Origin of the sequence: Synechococcus sp. OH30 (genome assembly GCF_047462175.1) — a bacterium.
Lineage (GTDB): Bacteria > Cyanobacteriota > Cyanobacteriia > Thermostichales > Thermostichaceae > Thermostichus.
The window spans coordinates 85,879-102,469 of sequence record NZ_JANSIP010000007.1 but is presented as its reverse complement, the minus strand read 5'-3'; the positions used below and the strand labels follow the sequence as shown (position 1 = coordinate 102,469).

Genomic DNA, 16,591 nt, shown 5'->3' with positions numbered 1-16,591 from the left:
CTGTGCCCCTTGGGCAAAAGCTGTGTAAGGAGTTGAGGGCTATGACCAGTCGCCTGCGCATTGGGAGTTTGTGGGGGATCCCCCTCTTCCTGGACTACACCTGGTTTCCAGCGGCTGTGTTGCTGGTGCTCTCCTATGGCCTGGTGACGGCGCTAGGGCTGTTTCTCTCCTTGCTGGCCCATGAGTTGGCCCACAGCTTGGTAGCCCGCGCCTATGGAGTCCGGGTGAGTTCCATCACGCTGTTTATCTTTGGCGGCATGGCGGCCATCGAGCGGGAAGTTCCTCGCCCCCTGGGCGCCTTTTGGGTGGCCCTGGCAGGGCCCCTCCTCAGCTTGGGCTTGTTTGTCCTCTTGAGCGTGGCCGGAGCTTGGATGGGGCCAGGATCGCCGCTGGTCTCAACCCTCGCCAGCTTGGCTGCCATCAACCTAATGATTGCCCTGTTTAATCTGCTGCCAGGTTTGCCCCTAGATGGGGGGCAGATGCTCAAAGCGGCCATCTGGGCTTGGACAGGGGATCGGCAAAAGGGCATGCTCTGGGCGGCTAGATCTGGCCAAGGAGTGGGCTGGGGCTTAGTAGGCCTAGGTCTGCTGGTGGTATTTTGGGGAAGCCTCAACGGCCTTTGGGTGGGGCTAATCGGCTTGTTTATTTTAAACAGCGCCCGTCGCTATGAGCAGTATGCACAACTGCAGCGGGTGTTGGCCCGCCTGAAGGCCGCAGACGTCATGAGCCGCCGGTTTCGCGTCCTGGATGCGGGCATGAGCCTGCGGGAGTTTGTCGATCGCTACCTGGTTCCCGCTTCCCTCCAGCCAGAGGCAGGAGGGGGAGTTCAAGAAGTGTACTTTGCCGAGGAGGACGGTCGCTACCGGGGCCTGGTGAGGCCGGAACTGCTCAACGACATCGAGCGCAGCCAGTGGGATCACCTCACCCTCAAGGCCATTCTTAAGCCAATGGAGCAACTGCAGGGGGTACGAGAGGAGACCCCTCTCCTCCAGGTGATGCAGATGATGCGCCAGGCGGAACCCCGTCGCGTCTTGGTCTTCACCCCCAGCGGCGCCATTGCCGGCTTGATCGACCGCGGCGATGTGGTAGCGGTAGCGGCGCGGGAGCTGGGGGTAGATCTGCCCCAGGAGGTGGTGCAGCGGCTACGCGACAGCGAAGAATGGCCCCCGGGCTTCCAAGTGGAAGAAAGCCTAGACGAAGGATCCCCCAGCTTTTCGTGGCCAGGAGCAACGGATACCCCTTCCAAGACCTAGAGAAATGACCCCTCCCTAGAGTATTCCAGGCGCTGACGGGGGGTTGTCTTGCTAAAATTAAGTTTGTTCTCTATCAATTAAGAATTTTGAGCCGCCTACCTCGTCTTCTGCCTGCTTACACCCATCGCTTAAACAGCGGGCTGCGCGTTATTCTTCACCCCGTTCCCATTGCCGACTCGGCTACTGTGGACGTCTGGGTACAGACAGGCGGGCGCAACGAGCCGCCGCAGTGGCTGGGCATCTCCCACTTTCTCGAGCACATGGTTTTCAAGGGCAGCGAGCGGCTGGCCCCCGGTGAGCTGGATCGCGCTATTGAAGGGCGGGGAGGCATCACCAACGCTGCTACTGGCCAGGATTACACCCACTACTACATGACAGTAGCTGCTGCCGATCTGCCGGAGACTCTGCCCTATCTGGCAGAGGCGGTGTTGCGGGCCGGGATCCCGCCCGAGGAGGTGGAACGGGAGCGCCAGGTGGTTTTGGAGGAAATTCGCCGCGCTGCTGACGACTTGGGGTACATCACCTACCAGCTTCTCATGGAAACTGCCTACGGGGAGGAGCACCCCTATGGGCGACCAGTGCTGGGCAGGCCGGAAACCCTGAGGCAACTGACCCCAGAGCTGCTGCGCGCCTACCACCGCGGCTGGTACCGACCCGAATACATGACAGTGGTGGTGACGGGAGGCATCGACCCTGAGCAGACGCTGGCACTAGTGGAAAAGGAGTTTGGCGGCCCCGCCCGTGGCCCTGCCTGGACAAGGCCCCCAATCCCGCCTCAGCCCCACCCGCAGGGGATCCTGCGCCGCGAGAGCACCCATGCCCGCCTAGAGCAGGCCCGTCTAAAATTGGCCTGGCCCACAGTTAGCCTCGACGCCTGGGAGCAAGTTTGCGGCCTGGAGCTGTTGGCTGCCGTGCTGGGGGATGGGCGTACTTCGCGGCTAGTGCATCTGCTGCGGGAACAGCGGGGCTGGGTGAGGGCTATCGGCTGCTCTTCGCTGGTGCTGAAGGAGGGGGGGCTCTTTTGCATCAGCGCCCAACTGGAGGTAGAGGATTTGCCACGGGTGGAGGCAACCCTCCTGCACGAGATCGAGAAGTTGCAGCAGGATGGCATCGGCCAAGCGGAGCTGGAGCGCGCTCGGCGCATGCTGACCCACGAACTTCTCTTCTCCGCCGAGTCCCCCAGCCAACTGGCAAGCCTCTACGGCTACTACGAGACCCTGGTCGGGGTGCAGCGCCTCCAGGAGTACCTGGAGCTGTTGCAAGCGTTTACCCCAGCGCAAATCCGCGAGCTGGCTCAGCAGTACCTCTCTCCTGAGGCTTACGTGGTGGCTCTGCTTAAGCCGGCTGCCTCTAATGCTGCCGCGGCTTCGGAGCTCCAACTGGCCTGCCGTTGATGGCCCTTCCGTCTTGGATCCCTTGCCCCTAATGAGCTCCACCCTGCTTGCCACGCAACGTAGCCGTTTACAGCGCCTCCACCTGGGCAACGGTATCACGCTGCTGTTGGGCCAGAACCCGACGGTGGAGATCCTGGCCGCCCACTGTTTTTTTCGTGGCGGCAGCCGGGTAGAGCAGCCGCAGCAGGCGGGCTTGAGCCACTTGCTGGCCGCTGTCCTCACCAAGGGCACTCGGCAGCGCAACTCCCAAGCTATTGCCGCTTGGGTGGAATCGTTGGGAGCTTCCCTTTCTGTAGACAGCGCTGCTGATCATTTCGAGGTTGGCCTGCGCTGTGTAGCGGAGGACTTTCCGGAGCTGTTGCAGTTGCTGGCGGAGATCCTCCGGGATCCCAGCTTTCCCGAGGCGGAGGTGGCGCGGGAGCGGGAGCTGATGCTGCAGGCCATTCGCGCCCAGCAGGAACGGCCCTTTAACCTGGCCTGGGATCAGGTGCGGCAGGCCCTCTATAGGGATCACCCCTACGCCCTGCCGGGGTTGGGACGACTGGAGACGGTGGGATCCCTGACCCGCGAGGATTTGCTAGCCTACCACAGCACCTACTGCCGCCCGGAGGGAATGGTGATGGCGGTAATTGGCCCGGAGCCGCCGGAGACGATGGCAGCCCAAGTGGAAGCTGTCCTGGGAGATTGGGTGAGCGCTGGCCCCCCTGCCCCCGATCCCAATCTGCCTCTGCCCCCCTTGGAGAAGCCGCAACTGCGAAAGCTCTCCCAACCCACCCAGCAGACAACGATCGTGCTTGGCTTTCGCGGCTCCCCTGCCTCTTCTGCGGATTATCCCGCCCTGAAGCTACTGGCCACCTACCTGGGCAGCGGCCTGTCCAGCCGTCTTTTTGTCGAGCTGCGGGAGCGCGGCGGCCTGGCCTACGAGGTCTCCGCCTTCTTTGCCACCCGTCGGGATCCCGCCCCTTTTGTGGCTTACCTGGGCACGGCAGCAGAGAACACTCCCGTGGCGCTGGAGCGCCTGCAAGCAGAGATCCAGCGCCTCCACGACACCCTCCTGAGTAGCGAGGAAGTGGAGATGGCCCAGCGCAAGCTTTTGGGCCAATATGCCCTTAGCAAACAGACCAACGCCCAAGTGGCGCAACTGGCCGGCTGGTACGAGATTTTGGGGTTGGGCATGGAGTTCGACCAGCAGTATTTGCAGAGGGTGAGGCAGCTTACCCCTGCCCATCTTCAGCAGGCTGCAAAAACCTACCTGGTCAACCCAGCTATTGCCCTGGTGGGGCCGGAAGAAGCTTTGGCAAAAGTTGAGCTGTAGGTGGGTGCCCCAAGACAGGCTGCTGCCCCGGGTGATCAACGACGCCACCTTTGCCGCTGCCAGCCCCCAGCTTCCCCACCAGTCCCCTAGAGGTTGAGATCCCAGAGGGGGAAAAATCCCACCAGCAGTTCCACAATGACCAAAGCCGGCAGCAGGTTGGCCACCCGTAGGCGGGCCAGGCCCAGTAGATTAATGCCAATACCCAGGATGAGGAGCCCACCGGTGGCTTCCAAGGCGGCCAGCAGGTCTGGGCGCAACAGCGGCTGCAGTTGGCGGGCCAGCAGGGCCACGCCCCCCTGAACTAAGAGCACCGGCAGGGCGGAAAACAGTGTGCCCCAGCCCAGGCTGGCGGTAAAAGCTAGGGTGGCAATGCCATCCAAGGCGGCTTTGACCAAAAGCAGGGAGGGATCCCCCAAACCATCCTCAATGGCGCCCAGCAGGGTCATGGGGCCGACCACAAACAGGAGGGTGGTGGTCACAAAGGCGCGAGCAATAGGGCTGGGGCCTAGCCAGCGACTGACCTGCTTTTCCAGGGCCTGTCCCAGCCGCTCAAAGGCAGCCTCAAGGTCGATCCCCTCCCCCAGCAAAGCCCCCCCGATCAGGGCTAGCAAAACCGTTACTGCTTGGGCAGCGCTGCTGAGGGTGAGGGCCATCTGGATCCCCAAGACCAACACCAGGGATCCCATAGCTTGTAGCAGGGTTTGGCTCATGCGCTCTGGCAAACGGCGGCCCAGCACCCAGCCAAGGCCACTGCCCACGAGGATGGCAAGGGCGTTGACGAGGGTGCCGGTGCCGGGGAGAGCCATAGGACGTTCTCGCTGGCCAGACTGGATTATAAGTCTCCCTATGGGTCTCTTCCAAGCCGGCACGGCAGCCGCTGAGCAGACGGGCCGCTTCTGCTGCCGATCCCAGCTATACTGAGGACAGGCTCACAAAGGTGGGCTTTTGCCCCACTGCAATTCCAATGGGTTTTTGGAAAGGGCTGTTTGGGTCAGCAGGGGCCGCTGCCACCAAAGCGTCACCGCCAACGGCTACACCCGCCCCTCGCCAGGAAACGGTGGCGGTAGGGGGGGAAACTATTGTCTTTAGCCTGGATCCCAACATAGATGTGTACGAGCTAGAAGAGCTTTGCGATGCGGTAGGGTGGTCGCGTCGCCCCATCCACAAAGTTAAGAAAGCCCTGCAGCATAGTTTTCTAGTGGTGTCGATGTGGCAGCAGCGGGGCAGCTACCGTCGCCTCATCGGCTTTGCCCGCGCCACCTCTGACCATGCCTTCAATGCCACCATCTGGGATGTGGTGGTCCATCCTGAGTTTCAGGGCCGAGGGCTGGGCAGGCGGCTAATGGAAAAGGTAATCCAGGAGTTGCGCGCCCAGGACATCAGCAACATCACCCTTTTCGCCGACCAGGGGGTAGTCAGCTTCTACGAGCGGCTGGGCTTTACACCCGACCCAGAGGGGATCAAGGGCATGTTTTGGTACCCGCGCTAGCCCATGGCTGCTCTGCCCACGGTGATCCTGCCCGGCTACTTGGCAGGTGCCTCAGAGTACGAGCCTTTGCGTCAGGAGCTGGAGGCCCGCGGCTATGCGGCCCGGGTGGTGCCCCTGCAGGTGTACAGTTGGATTCCCACGCTGGGGGGAAGGCCCGTCACCCCCATCTTGCGGGCCCTCCAGGCCACTATCCAACGCACCCAGGCCGAGTTTGCAGTTGACCGGGTTAACTTGGTGGCCCACTCCGCTGGCGGCTGGATTGCCCGCATCTACCTGGGATCCGTGCCCTACGGGGGGCAGGTGTGGCAGGGGCGAGAGCACGTTGCCACCCTAATCAGCCTGGGATCCCCTCACACCAGCCGGGAACGCTGGACAAGGCGTAACCTGGACTTTGTTAACACCCACTACCCGGGGGCCTTCTGGCCGCAGGTCAAGTACGTCTGTGTGGCCGGCAAGGCCATTCAAGGGCGCCGCCTGGGCCTGGGATCCCTGTGGCGGCAGGAGCATTATCTGGCTTGGCTGGCCTACAACAGCTACCGGCTTACCGCCGGCCAGGGGGAGCTGTGGGGAGATGGCATCACTCCCATTGAGGCTGCCCATCTGGCAGGGGCCATCAACCTCACCATTCCCGACTGTCACCATTCTGGCCGCGGTGGGCGGCGCTGGTACGGCTCGCCAGAGGTAGTAGATAGCTGGATTGCCTATTTGGTCTAGCTACTGGGCTTGCTGGAATCGGCAGGGGAGCTGCTAGGCAGGGAGGCAGCCGATTGACGGCGTTCCTGTTGACGCCGGGCCGCTTTTACCATCTCCTCCACAACAGCCCGCGCCTGCTTCAGGCGGTCCAAGTTGCTGCGGTAGAGCTCTAGGTCTTTTCTCACCCTCTCTGGGGAAAAAGGCAGCTTACCAATAAGCTCCTCCAAAAAGCGGCGGGTGCGTTCTTCGGGATCTTTGTAGAGGGAGGCAGCAACTGCCTCATAGGCTGTGTAGAGGCCAACTGCCAAAACCCGACTGTAGGCATAGGGAGGCTGGGTCATGCGCTGCAAAATGGCCTTGAGCCCGCCCACATCCTCTGCCTCCGGTTTGAGACAGAGCAGGTTGTAGCGTTGCTGGGGATCCCCACTGCGCAGGAGCTCCAGGAGGTCGTGGGCATTCTTGCGCACCACCTCCGGCTTGAGGTGGAGTGCCTTACAGAGGGCAGTGAAGATGGCCTCACGCTGCTCTGGAGGATGGTAAGCTTCCATCAGCCCGTTGTAGAGGGTAACCAAACCCAGGGCAAAAAAGGGGTCGTAGACAAAGGCGCTGTTGACAGTGGTTAGGTGCAGCTCCACCAGCAACTCCTCCACTGCCCGGCGATAGGCAGGGTGGAGGGGGCGGGGGTAGGCGCTCAAAAAGGCAGCCTTAGTGGCCGAAAAGGTGCGGACAGGATTCACAGGCAGAGAGCGGGAGGCAGACCTATAATATTTTCCCTCGGAGCGACCCCAAGGGCAAGCCAGGCCTAAGGTTTCGGGGTGGGAGGAGTATTGAACGATGGCAGCTACAGGGGGGACGATTGTCGTAAAAATTGGCACCTCCAGCCTGACGGATCCGCAAACGGGCTCACTGCGCCTTTCCGTGCTGGGGCCGCTGGTGGAGGTGCTGACGCGGCTGCGCAACCAAGGCTACGCCGTGATCCTCGTCTCCTCCGGAGCAGTGGGAGTGGGCTGTGCCCGCCTGGGCTTGCGCCAACGGCCAACAGCAATCGCGGAAAAACAGGCGGTGGCGGCGGTGGGCCAGGGACGGCTGATCCGCCTGTACGATGATCTCTTCTCCGCTCTCAACCAACCCATTGCTCAGGTGCTGCTTACTCGCGGCGACTTCGTGGAGCGCAGCCGCTACGTGAACGCCAATCGCACCTTTACCCAACTGCTGCAGATGGGAGTTATCCCCATTGTTAATGAAAACGATACCGTGGCGGTGGAGGAGCTGAAGTTTGGCGACAACGATTCCCTCTCAGCCTTGGTAGCCAGCATGGTGCAGGCCAAGTGGCTAATCCTCCTCACCGACGTAGACAGGCTCTACTCAGCCGATCCCCACCGCGATCCCTCCGCCGAGCCTATTGAGCGGGTGGAGCACGGGATGCCTTTACGGGTCAAGGCGGAAGCCCAAGGCAAAAGTGGCTGGGGCACGGGCGGCATGGCCACCAAGCTTACTGCTGCTCAAATTGCCACCTCTGCCGGCGTGACGGTGGTAATCACCAATGGCAAGCGGCCCGACCAGATCCCGGCCATCTTGGCTGGCGAGCCCATTGGCACCCGCTTCGAGCCAGCTCCCCAGCCTGTTAGCGCCCGCAAGCGGTGGATTGCCTACGGCCTTATCCCCGAGGGATCCCTCACCCTGGACGAGGGGGCAGTGCGGGCAGTCTGTGAGCAAGGGCGATCCCTGCTGCCGGCAGGGATCGTAGAGGTTTCCGGCGACTTTGAGGCAGGAGCTGCCGTGCGCCTGTGTGATCCCAGCGGGCGTGAGGTAGGCAGGGGCCTAGTCAACTACAGCGCCGAGGAACTGCGGCGCATCAAGGGCAAAAAAACTGCCGAGATCCCCTACATCTTGGGCTACGAAGGGGTGGATACCGCCGTCCATCGCGACAACCTAGCCCTGCTGGATTGACCTACTTTCCAGATTCTTGAGAGATCCCCTCAATCCCCCGGCTTAACCACCCACTCCACCGGAGTTTTGCTGGGATCCGGCAATTTCAGCGAGAACAGCCCTGCCATCAAAATCAACAGGGTGGAAAACCAGAGGCAGCCCTCCAGGCCGTAGAGCTGGAAGAGGATCCCGGAGGTTACCGTCCCCAGCAGGCGGCCACCGGAATTGGCCATGTAGTAAAAACCCACATTGAGGGCAACATCGTCATCTTCCGTGTAGGCCAGCACCAGGTAGGAGTGCACTGCTGAGTTAAAGGCAAAGACAATCCCAAAGAGGATGAGGCCGCCAGTAACTACCCATTCCGGCGGCAGGCCGGCCATAAAGGCGGTGGCAATGAGGGCCGGCACCGCGGTTAGGGTAAACGTCCAGACCTGGACGGTACGGGCCTTGGGAGCGCGACCCGGGCGACCTCCTCCCAGGAGTTGGGGCGCTAGGAACTGGATGATCCCATAGCCAATGACCCAGATGGCCATGTAGCTGCCCACCTGCATAAAGCTCCAGCCCAGCTCGTCGTAGAGAAACACCGGCAGGGCCACCACAAACCACACATCCCGCGATCCAAAGAGGAAAAAGCGGGCCGCTGAGAGGAGGTTGATCTCACGGCTTTTGGAGAACAGCCGCTTGAAGGGGATCTTCGCCTTAACCTTGCCCATGTCTGCTGGCAGCAGCGCCCCAGAGCAGAAGATCAAAGCCAGCGCTCCTGCCTGGACGAAGTTGGCCATGCGGAAGCCCATGGGATCCCCGTAGATCTCAGTGAAGATCTGCAGCAGAGCCGCTCCCACAAAGAAGCCCGCCCCCTTGAGGGCGTTTTTGGATCCCGTCAGCATCGCCACCCAGCGGAAGAGGCGGGATTCGGCCTCCTTGGGCACCACCAGCCGGACAGCGCTTTTGGAGCTCATCTTGGTGAGATCCTTGGCGATCCCAGCTAGGGCCTGGGCCGTCATCACATAGGCCACCTGGCCCCAGACCGGCCACTGCAGGTTGATCACCCCCAGCATCACCAGGCCGAAGATCTGGATGGCAATGCCTCCGTAGAGGGTAAGACGCAGGCCAAACAGGGAGCCAATCCAACCGCCCAGGAAGTTGGTGATCACCCCGAAGATCTCGTAGAAGAGAAACAGCATGGCAATTTGAATCGGAGTGAAGCCCAACTTGTGGAAGTGGAGCAGCACCAACATGCGGATGGCGCCGTCGGTGATGGTAAATCCCCAGTAGGCGGCGGTTACTAGGGCATAGTTGCGCACTGCGGCAGCTTGGGCGCTTGAGACAGCAGTCATGGGCAGGTCTCCTCTATAAGCTGAGAGCCACCTTGCGGGCCAATTCCGCCATGCGATTGGCGTAGCCCCATTCGTTGTCGTACCAAGCCAGGATCTTCACTTGGGTGCCATCTACCACCATGGTTGAGGAGGCATCCACAATGCTGGAGCGGGGATCCCCCTTGAAATCCACGGAGACCAAGGGCAGCTCCTCATAACCAAGGATGCCTTTGAGTTCCCCTTCGGCTGCAGTCTTCAAGAGGTGATTGACCTCTTCCACCGTGGTGGGCCGCCTTACCTCAAACACAGCATCGGTCAAGGAGGCATTCAGCAGGGGCACGCGCACGGCAATGCCGTTGAGCTTGCCGTTGAGCTCAGGGTAGATGAGGCCAATGGCCGTAGCGGCGCCGGTGGTGGTGGGCACCAAAGACAACAGAGCCGAGCGCGCCCGCCGCAGGTCCTTGTGGGGGGCATCCACCACGGTTTGGGTGTTGGTGACATCGTGGATGGTGGTGATGACCCCGCGTAGGATGCCAATCCCTTCGTGGATGACTTTGACCAAGGGGGCCAGGCAGTTGGTGGTGCAGGAGGCGGCAGTAAGCAGGTGGTGGCGGGCTGGATCGTAGAGGTGGTCGTTGATGCCCATAACGACGTTGAGGGCCTCTCCATCCTTAACGGGAGCAGCCACAATGACCTTGCGCACCCCCGCTTTGAAGTAAGCCTCCAGCTCTGCTGCCTTGACAAATTTCCCCGAGCACTCCAGCACCAAGTCAATCCCCAAATCGGCCCAGGGCACTTCACCAGGGGACTTAAACTCACTGAAGGTGAGGGTTTTGTCTTGGATGCGCAGCCGCTGCTCACCGGGTTCGATGTCAATGTTCCAGCGGCCCTGCACCGAGTCGAACTTGAGCAGGTGAGCTGCCGCAACAGGCCCACCCTTGATCTCGTTGATGTGGGCAAACTCCAGCTCTGGCCAGCCCCAAGCTGCCCGTAGCACCAGCCGTCCAATGCGGCCAAAACCATTAATGCCTACCCGTGCCACCCTCTTGGCCTCCAGGGATCCCAGAACCCCGCCTAGAGCTTATCAGAAACACCTGTTCACTGCAATCAAGTGGAGCGGCTAGGTCTGGGGTTGCTTAGTTTCCTAGAGAGGGCGTATCCTTCAGGGGCCCGCTTGCAAGGGAGCGGGCAATAGCAGCTCCCTGGTGTCTGCCCCCGGACAGCTCTAGGTTCCTACTGTCCAAGTGTTGCCGTACTCGATCTGCTCCGGGGTAAGGCTGTCGATCTGGATCCCCATGGCCTTGAGCTTGAGGCGGGCGATGGTCTCATCGATCTCCGCAGGAATGGGGTGCAGCCCAGGAGCCAGGCGTCCTCGGTTTTTCACCAAGTACTCGCAGGCCAGCGCCTGGTTGGCAAAGCTCATGTCCATGACGCTGGCGGGGTGGCCTTCGGCAGCAGCCAGGTTGATGAGCCGGCCCTCTCCCAGCACAAACACCGACTTGCCTGACTGAAGGCGGTACTCTTCCACGAAGGGGCGCACTGTCTGCCGGGAAACGGCCCGCTCTCGTAGGGCTCCTAGGTCAAGCTCGATATCAAAGTGGCCGGCGTTACAGACCATCGCCCCATCTTTCATGCAGTCGAAGTGCTCGCCGCGGATAACATGCTTGTTGCCAGTGACCGTGATGAACAGATCCCCCAGAGGGGCAGCCTCGGCCATGGGCATAACTCGAAAGCCATCCATCACTGCTTCCAGGGCCCGCACCGGGTTGACCTCGGTCACAATCACCTGGGAGCCCATACCGCGAGCCCGCATCGCCACCCCCCTGCCGCACCAGCCGTAGCCAGCCACCACCACCGTCTTCCCGGCTAGGAGAATGTTGGTACAACGCAGGATGCCGTCTAGGGTAGATTGGCCAGTGCCGTAGCGGTTGTCAAACAGGTGCTTGGTGGCTGCGTCATTAACGGTCATTACCGGGAAGCTGAGCACCCCAGCTCTAAGCATGGCCCGCAGACGCACCAAACCGGTGGTGGTCTCCTCCGTGGTGCCAATGATCTCCGAGAGCTGCTCCTGCCGCTGCTGCACCAGCTCCGCCGTCACGTCGCCGCCGTCGTCAATGATGAGGTTGGGGCGGTGATCCAGGGCAATCTGGACATGGCGGCGGTAGGTTTCCACATCCTCCCCCTTGATGGCAAAGACCGAGATGCCGTAGTCAGCCACGAGGCTGGCGGCCACATCGTCTTGGGTGGAAAGGGGATTGCTGGCAATGAGGACACTCTCAGCTCCGCCTGCCTGCAGGGCCAAGGCCAGATTGGCGGTTTCGGTAGTGACATGACAGCAGGCTACTAGACGCAGGCCAGCCAAGGGCTTTTCTTGGGCAAAGCGCTCCCGGATCTGAGCCAGCACCGGCATCTCCCGCGCCGCCCACTGAATCCGCTGCTTACCCAGGGGAGCAAGGTTCAGATCCTTGACTTCATGCTTGGGGAGGGACAGAGTAGCACTGCTCATGAGAAGGCTCCTAGGAGGAAGTTAAACTCTCCAGCGGCCAGAGAGAGGCCGCTACAATGTTGCCAAGGACGGAGGCTCAGATGTCCACAGGCCTGTACTATTCTCCCACAAGAGATCCCTTTTCAGCCCTAGGGCTGGACGTGGGCAACCGCCGCATTGGCGTGGCCGGCTCCGACCGACTGGGGCTGCTGGCTACTGGCCTGGGGGTAATCCAGCGCCGTTCCCTCCCGGAAGATATTGCCCAAGTGCAGGCGTGGATCCGCCGCCGCCAGGCTACTGTGGTGGTGGTGGGGATCCCCCTTTTGGCAGATGGCTCAGTGGGATCCCAAGCCCGCAAAGTGCAGCGCTTTGTGCGAGCTCTCCAGGCGGCTGTGGATTTACCCATAGAGACAGTTAACGAGTACCTAAGCACCGTGCAGGCAGAGTGGGATCTGCGCCAGGCAGGGATACCGGCCAAAGCCCAGAAGGCTCTTATTGACCAGCAGTCGGCGGCGGTGATTTTACAAACTTGGCTGGATGAGCGGCGCTACGGCTCCACCTCAAAGGCTCCCTGCCGGTAGTCAGCCACCGCGTAGCCAAGGCCAGGCCGATATTCCACCAGAGCAACATCGAAGCGACAGGCTACTTCCGCCAAGGGGGGATGCTGGCTGAGGAACGCTTGGGCAGCTTGGATCAAGCACTGCTGTTTTCGCCTCCCAACTGCCAAAAGTCCGCCTTGATCCCACCCCTGGCCGCTGCGGGTTTTGACTTCCACAAAAATCAGCAGCCCTGCCTTGTAGGCCACCAGATCCACTTCCCCCCAGCGACAGCGCCACCGCCGGGCCAGGATCTGCCAGCCTCGCCCTTCTAGGTAGCGCTGCACGCAGGCCTCGCCGGCCTCACCCGCCTCCTGGGGAGCGCTTCGCTTGCGATCCTTAGTCCCCACTGCTTCCTGCTGGCCCTAGTGGGCAGAGCCGTTGCCGTGATACTTGTCGGTGTCGTAGAAGCCGTTGCGGGTGCCAAAGTAGAAGCTTGCCAACGAGAGGATCAGGCCAACCGCTACCAAGATTGACTTTGCTTCCACGCGGTTTTCTCCCAGCTGTGTCCTCGTCCCAACCATGATAGCCTGCCCCCTGGTTAAGGCAGAATGGGAGGGGGATCCCCCGCCGGGGGACCAGAGCTGCTCACCCCTCTCCCTTGCCGCCAGGGGTGCCCTGAGAGTCTACCCGTTTTTCTGTGACCTCCTATGTCTTCTTTACCCTCTCTGTCAGCCGTTTCCAGCGAGCCCCGCATCCTGTTGGGCCTGCGGGCCGACGAATTTCGCCATCCAGTTGATCTGCAAGCCACCCGCTCTCTGCAGCAGCTGCCAGGCTTAGGCCTGCTGATTCAAAACTTGCTTGGCTCCACAGCAGGGGAGATGTTTTACTTGGACAACATTGCCTCCAGCATCCAAATCAACGAGCGCCAGTTGCCGGAAATCTACCAGCTTTTGGTGCAAGCCTGTCGCATTTTGGATCTGGAGGTGCCCCAGCTCTATGTGCGGCAAAACCCTGTGCCCAATGCCTACACTTTTGCCATGCAGGGGAAAAAGCCTTTTATTGTCTTGCACAGCTCTCTGCTAGATTTGCTGGAGCCGAAGGAACTCCAAGCTGTAATTGCTCACGAACTGGGCCATCTCAAGTGCAACCACGGCGTCTACCTAACGATGGCCAACATTCTCACGCTCTCCGCCAGCTTGCTCCCCTTTGGCGGTCTGTTCTATCAGGCGCTACAGGATCAACTGCTGCACTGGCTGCGTTGTGCCGAGTTTACCTGCGACCGGGCAGCGCTCCTGGTTACCCAGGACCCAAGAACGGTAATCTCAGTGCTGATGAAGCTGTGCGGCGGCTCACCCCAGTTGGCGGCCAAGCTCAACGTGGAGGCCTTTCTAGAACAGGCCCGCACCTACGAGGAGTTGGATAACGATCTCTGGCAGCTGGAGCTCAAACAACTGCAAACCCTTGGCCGTACCCATCCGCTGCCGGTGCTACGAGCTAGGGAAATCGAGCGCTGGTTCCGCAGCAACACTTACCAGCAAATCCTAGAGCAGCACGGCGTCCCTGCGCTCTAGTGGACGAGCATGGCTCCTCTTGAAGTGCCGCCTGGTCCGCCTCTGATCTTGGGGGAAGTTCTTTTTGACTGTTTCCCTGACAGGGTGGTGCTGGGAGGAGCAGCTTTGAACGTGGCTTGGAACCTCAAGGGACTGGGGTTGGATCCCCTGCTGATTAGCCGCATTGGCCAGGATGAGGCGGCAGAACAGTTGGTGGTGGCGCTGCGGCGGCAGGGGCTACGTCTGGAAGGGTTGCAGCGGGATCCGGCTCACCCCACCGGTCAAGTGCAGGTTACCCTCGACACGGAGGGGATCCCCAGCTTTGCCATCTTGCCCGAGCAGGCCTACGACTTCATTGAGTTGGATCCTGCTGCCCTTAGAGCCTTCCGGCCTAGCTTACTCTACCGGGGCAGTCTGGCAGCACGGCAAGAGGCAACCCACCGCCATTTCCAGGAGGCCATCCTGGCTTTGGGCTGTCCGGTGTTTCTCGACCTCAACCTGCGGGATCCCTGGTGGCACCCGGGCCCTATTCGAGAAATGCTGCGCAGCTGCACTTGGTTGAAGCTCAACCAGGCGGAGCTGGAGCAAGTGGTTCAACTGGAAGGGATCCCTGGCAAAGAGGTGGTAGAGCAGGGGCAGCTCTTGCGGGCCCAGTTGGGCCTTAAGGGCTTGTTCTTGACGTTGGGGGCGGCAGGGGCGCTCTTGTTTACAGCAGAGAGGGTGTATCAGGCGGAGGCGGTGCCAGCGCTGCAGCTAGTGGATACAGTAGGGGCAGGGGATGGGTTTAGCGCGGTAGCCATCCTCGGCCTGCTGCAAGGATGGCCGGAGGCGGTGCTGCTGCAGCGGGCAGTGGCGTTTGCAGCAGCCATCTGTGGGGTTGCGGGGGGTGCGCCCTCAGATCCGGAGTTCTATCGTCCCTTCCGGCAAGCGTGGGGGCTTTAGAGCTACTGGAACTGGCGCCAGTGGAACTGGGCGTAGCGTCCTCCTTTCACCAGGAGCTCGCGGTGGTTGCCCTGCTCTAGGAGTTGTCCTTCTTCGAGGACAAAAATGCGATGGGCGCTGCGCACAGTAGAGAGGCGGTGGGCAATAACAAAAACGGTACAGCGCTGCATTAGCCGTTGGAGGGCCTCCTGCACCAAAGCCTCGGACTCGTTATCCAAAGCAGAGGTAGCCTCGTCCAGGATGAGAATCTTGGGGTTGAGCAGCACGGCGCGAGCAATAGCTAGCCGCTGCCGCTGACCGCCGGAGAGGGTGATCCCGCGCTCGCCGATGCGGGTAGCGTAGCCCTCAGGCAGGCTCTCGATGAAGCGGTCAATATTGGCCACCCGGGCTGCCTGGCGCACTGCCTCTAGGTCAAAGTGCTCCTGGCCATAGGCAATGTTGCTGGCAATGGTGCCGGAAAAGAGGGTGATCTCCTGGGGAACAATGCCGATCTGGCGGCGCAAACTTTTGAGGGTGACGGTGCGGATGTCAATGCCGTCGATGCGAATACACCCCTGCTGCGGATCGTAGAAGCGAGGGATCAAATTCACCAAAGTTGATTTGCCGGCCCCGGAGGAGCCCACCAGGGCAACAATCTCGCCGGGGGCCACCTGGAAGCTAATGTCTTTGAGCACCGGCTGATCCGGCTTGTAGGCAAAGGAGACCCGATCAAACTCCACCCAGCCCTGAATGGGGGGCATGGGGCGGGCACCCGGCAGCTCGCGCACGCGGGGGCGGGTATCTAGGAGCTCAAAGATCCGCTCCACGGAAGCCTCCCCCTGCTTTAGCTCGCTGTAGTTATTGGTGATATGGACAATGGGATCAATCAGCAGGGCCACCCCCGCGATAAAGCCGAGGAACTGGCTGCCGGTCAGGTTGCCCTCGCTAATCTGCCAGCCCCCCACCCAAAATACCCCCAAGACGCTCATGGCGTAGAGAAAGCCCACCACCGGGTCTTGGATGGCCTTGACCTGTTCGGTTTGGAAGCGAGCCAGGCGGTTGCTTTCGGCCAGGGCACTGAAGCGGCGGATCTCGTAGTCCTCGGCAGCAAAGGCACGGGTGAGGCGGATGCCGGCAAAGACCTCTGTTAAAAGAGAAGATAGGTCAGCCATACTTTCCTGATTGCGGCGGGAGCGCTGCAGCAACCGCTCCCCAAACCAACTAATCAAGGCGCCCATCAGGGGGGCAATCACCAGGGTGGTTAGGGTGAGGATGCCGTTGAGGTAGAACAAGTAGGCCACCACGGCCAAGATGGTAAGCACGCTGGGGATAAAGCGGTGGAAAAACCGCTGGACCACCTCCCCCACCCGATCCAGATCGCTGGTGAGGCGATAGACGAGGTCACCAGTGCGGCTGCCGGAAAAATAGTCCACGTCTAGTCCCTGCAGGTGAGCGTAAACTCGCTGCCGCAACTCCAACACCATCTGCAGGGAAGCCCTGGCCATGAGGGTGTCCTGGCCGTACTGGAAAGCACCACGCACCACGAAAAATACCACCCCAATTAAGGCCAATGTCCGCAGTTGTCTGAGATCCCCAGCCCCGATGGAGCGGGCCACCCACTCGATTAGGTAAGCAAGGGCGGGCATGGTGAGGACAAAACCCAGAGTGCAGCCCAACCCCAGCAGCAACATCCACAAGTGGGGCTGA

Annotated in this window: 17 protein-coding genes; 9 read left to right on the top strand and 8 right to left on the bottom strand. The window is 61.1% G+C overall.

What is annotated here, in order from left to right:
• Positions 1–41: 41 nt before the first annotated feature.
• From NW830_RS09175 to NW830_RS09165, 3 genes are all read left to right on the top strand, one after another.
• Entirely contained in the window at positions 42–1,253 is a 1,212-nt protein-coding gene (locus NW830_RS09175; RefSeq protein ID WP_414361917.1) for a site-2 protease family protein, read from the top strand.
• 86 nt (positions 1,254–1,339) lie between these two features.
• A complete protein-coding gene (locus NW830_RS09170) occupies positions 1,340–2,647 on the top strand; it encodes a M16 family metallopeptidase (RefSeq protein WP_414361920.1) in 1,308 nt (435 codons plus the stop codon).
• Complete coding sequence (locus tag NW830_RS09165; protein ID WP_414404676.1) at positions 2,607–3,962, top strand: M16 family metallopeptidase; 1,356 nt, start codon at positions 2,607–2,609, stop codon at positions 3,960–3,962. The genes NW830_RS09170 and NW830_RS09165 overlap by 41 nt, the downstream gene beginning before the upstream one ends.
• An 86-nt stretch (positions 3,963–4,048) precedes the next feature.
• Here NW830_RS09165 and NW830_RS09160 read toward each other — a convergent pair whose 3' ends face one another.
• Positions 4,049–4,768 (bottom strand): DUF554 domain-containing protein, encoded by a 720-nt coding sequence (locus NW830_RS09160; protein ID WP_414361925.1) that lies wholly within the window; start codon positions 4,766–4,768, stop codon positions 4,049–4,051.
• Between the two features lie 158 nt (positions 4,769–4,926).
• Between NW830_RS09160 and NW830_RS09155 the strand changes: the two genes are divergently transcribed.
• The gene (locus NW830_RS09155) at positions 4,927–5,451 is read left to right on the top strand and encodes a GNAT family N-acetyltransferase (protein ID WP_414361927.1); all 525 of its coding nucleotides are present in this window, start codon (positions 4,927–4,929) and stop codon (positions 5,449–5,451) included.
• A 3-nt stretch (positions 5,452–5,454) separates the two neighbouring features.
• A complete protein-coding gene (locus tag NW830_RS09150) occupies positions 5,455–6,165 on the top strand; it encodes an esterase/lipase family protein (RefSeq protein WP_414361930.1) in 711 nt (236 codons plus the stop codon).
• Here NW830_RS09150 and psb29 read toward each other — a convergent pair.
• Positions 6,162–6,881 carry a photosystem II biogenesis protein Psp29 gene (psb29, locus tag NW830_RS09145; RefSeq protein ID WP_414403334.1) on the bottom strand — a complete coding sequence of 240 codons (720 nt, stop codon included), beginning with the start codon at positions 6,879–6,881 and terminating at the stop codon, positions 6,162–6,164. The two genes, NW830_RS09150 and psb29, sit on opposite strands and share 4 nt — an antisense overlap.
• Before the next feature lie 97 nt (positions 6,882–6,978).
• Between psb29 and proB the strand changes: the two genes are divergently transcribed.
• Complete coding sequence (proB, locus tag NW830_RS09140) at positions 6,979–8,094, top strand: glutamate 5-kinase (RefSeq protein ID WP_414361935.1); 1,116 nt, start codon at positions 6,979–6,981, stop codon at positions 8,092–8,094.
• Between the two features lie 29 nt (positions 8,095–8,123).
• Here proB and arsJ read toward each other — a convergent pair whose 3' ends face one another.
• From arsJ to ahcY, 3 genes are all read right to left on the bottom strand, one after another.
• Positions 8,124–9,410: an organoarsenical effux MFS transporter ArsJ gene (gene arsJ, locus NW830_RS09135; protein ID WP_414361937.1), complete on the bottom strand. Its 1,287-nt coding sequence runs from the start codon at positions 9,408–9,410 to the stop codon at positions 8,124–8,126.
• Positions 9,411–9,423: 13 nt separating this feature from the next.
• On the bottom strand, positions 9,424–10,431 hold the full coding sequence (locus NW830_RS09130; RefSeq protein WP_414361939.1) for an ArsJ-associated glyceraldehyde-3-phosphate dehydrogenase: 1,008 nt from the start codon (positions 10,429–10,431) through the stop codon (positions 9,424–9,426).
• A gap of 183 nt (positions 10,432–10,614) precedes the next feature.
• Positions 10,615–11,895 (bottom strand): adenosylhomocysteinase, encoded by a 1,281-nt coding sequence (gene ahcY / locus NW830_RS09125; RefSeq protein WP_414361941.1) that lies wholly within the window; start codon positions 11,893–11,895, stop codon positions 10,615–10,617.
• 80 nt (positions 11,896–11,975) lie between these two features.
• Between ahcY and ruvX the strand changes: the two genes are divergently transcribed.
• Positions 11,976–12,455: a Holliday junction resolvase RuvX gene (ruvX, locus tag NW830_RS09120; protein ID WP_414361944.1), complete on the top strand. Its 480-nt coding sequence runs from the start codon at positions 11,976–11,978 to the stop codon at positions 12,453–12,455.
• Here ruvX and NW830_RS09115 read toward each other — a convergent pair.
• On the bottom strand, positions 12,422–12,820 hold the full coding sequence (locus NW830_RS09115) for a YraN family protein (RefSeq protein ID WP_414361945.1): 399 nt from the start codon (positions 12,818–12,820) through the stop codon (positions 12,422–12,424). The genes ruvX and NW830_RS09115 overlap by 34 nt on opposite strands.
• A 15-nt stretch (positions 12,821–12,835) precedes the next feature.
• Positions 12,836–12,994: a hypothetical protein gene (locus tag NW830_RS09110; RefSeq protein WP_414362080.1), complete on the bottom strand. Its 159-nt coding sequence runs from the start codon at positions 12,992–12,994 to the stop codon at positions 12,836–12,838.
• Positions 12,995–13,120: 126 nt separating this feature from the next.
• Between NW830_RS09110 and NW830_RS09105 the strand changes: the two genes are divergently transcribed.
• Complete coding sequence (locus NW830_RS09105; RefSeq protein ID WP_414361947.1) at positions 13,121–13,984, top strand: M48 family metallopeptidase; 864 nt, start codon at positions 13,121–13,123, stop codon at positions 13,982–13,984.
• A gap of 9 nt (positions 13,985–13,993) precedes the next feature.
• Positions 13,994–14,905, top strand: coding sequence for a carbohydrate kinase family protein (locus tag NW830_RS09100; protein WP_414361949.1), 912 nt, complete (start codon positions 13,994–13,996; stop codon positions 14,903–14,905).
• Positions 14,906–14,907: 2 nt separating this feature from the next.
• Here the strand turns inward: NW830_RS09100 and NW830_RS09095 are convergent, their stop codons facing one another.
• On the bottom strand, positions 14,908–16,575 hold the full coding sequence (locus NW830_RS09095; protein ID WP_414362068.1) for an ABC transporter ATP-binding protein: 1,668 nt from the start codon (positions 16,573–16,575) through the stop codon (positions 14,908–14,910).
• Positions 16,576–16,591 lie beyond the last annotated feature (16 nt).

Coding starts and splice junctions, on each gene's coding strand:
- ruvX (WP_414361944.1), top strand. CDS start 11,976: ATGTCCACAGGCCTGTACTATTCTCCCACAAGAGATCCCTTTTCAGCC.
- NW830_RS09105 (WP_414361947.1), top strand. CDS start 13,121: ATGTCTTCTTTACCCTCTCTGTCAGCCGTTTCCAGCGAGCCCCGCATC.
- NW830_RS09175 (WP_414361917.1), top strand. CDS start 42: ATGACCAGTCGCCTGCGCATTGGGAGTTTGTGGGGGATCCCCCTCTTC.
- NW830_RS09100 (WP_414361949.1), top strand. CDS start 13,994: ATGGCTCCTCTTGAAGTGCCGCCTGGTCCGCCTCTGATCTTGGGGGAA.
- NW830_RS09160 (WP_414361925.1), bottom strand. CDS start 4,768: ATGGCTCTCCCCGGCACCGGCACCCTCGTCAACGCCCTTGCCATCCTC.
- NW830_RS09165 (WP_414404676.1), top strand. CDS start 2,607: ATGCTGCCGCGGCTTCGGAGCTCCAACTGGCCTGCCGTTGATGGCCCT.
- NW830_RS09110 (WP_414362080.1), bottom strand. CDS start 12,994: ATGGTTGGGACGAGGACACAGCTGGGAGAAAACCGCGTGGAAGCAAAG.
- NW830_RS09155 (WP_414361927.1), top strand. CDS start 4,927: ATGGGTTTTTGGAAAGGGCTGTTTGGGTCAGCAGGGGCCGCTGCCACC.
- proB (WP_414361935.1), top strand. CDS start 6,979: ATGGCAGCTACAGGGGGGACGATTGTCGTAAAAATTGGCACCTCCAGC.
- ahcY (WP_414361941.1), bottom strand. CDS start 11,895: ATGAGCAGTGCTACTCTGTCCCTCCCCAAGCATGAAGTCAAGGATCTG.
- arsJ (WP_414361937.1), bottom strand. CDS start 9,410: ATGACTGCTGTCTCAAGCGCCCAAGCTGCCGCAGTGCGCAACTATGCC.
- NW830_RS09150 (WP_414361930.1), top strand. CDS start 5,455: ATGGCTGCTCTGCCCACGGTGATCCTGCCCGGCTACTTGGCAGGTGCC.
- NW830_RS09095 (WP_414362068.1), bottom strand. CDS start 16,575: ATGTTGCTGCTGGGGTTGGGCTGCACTCTGGGTTTTGTCCTCACCATG.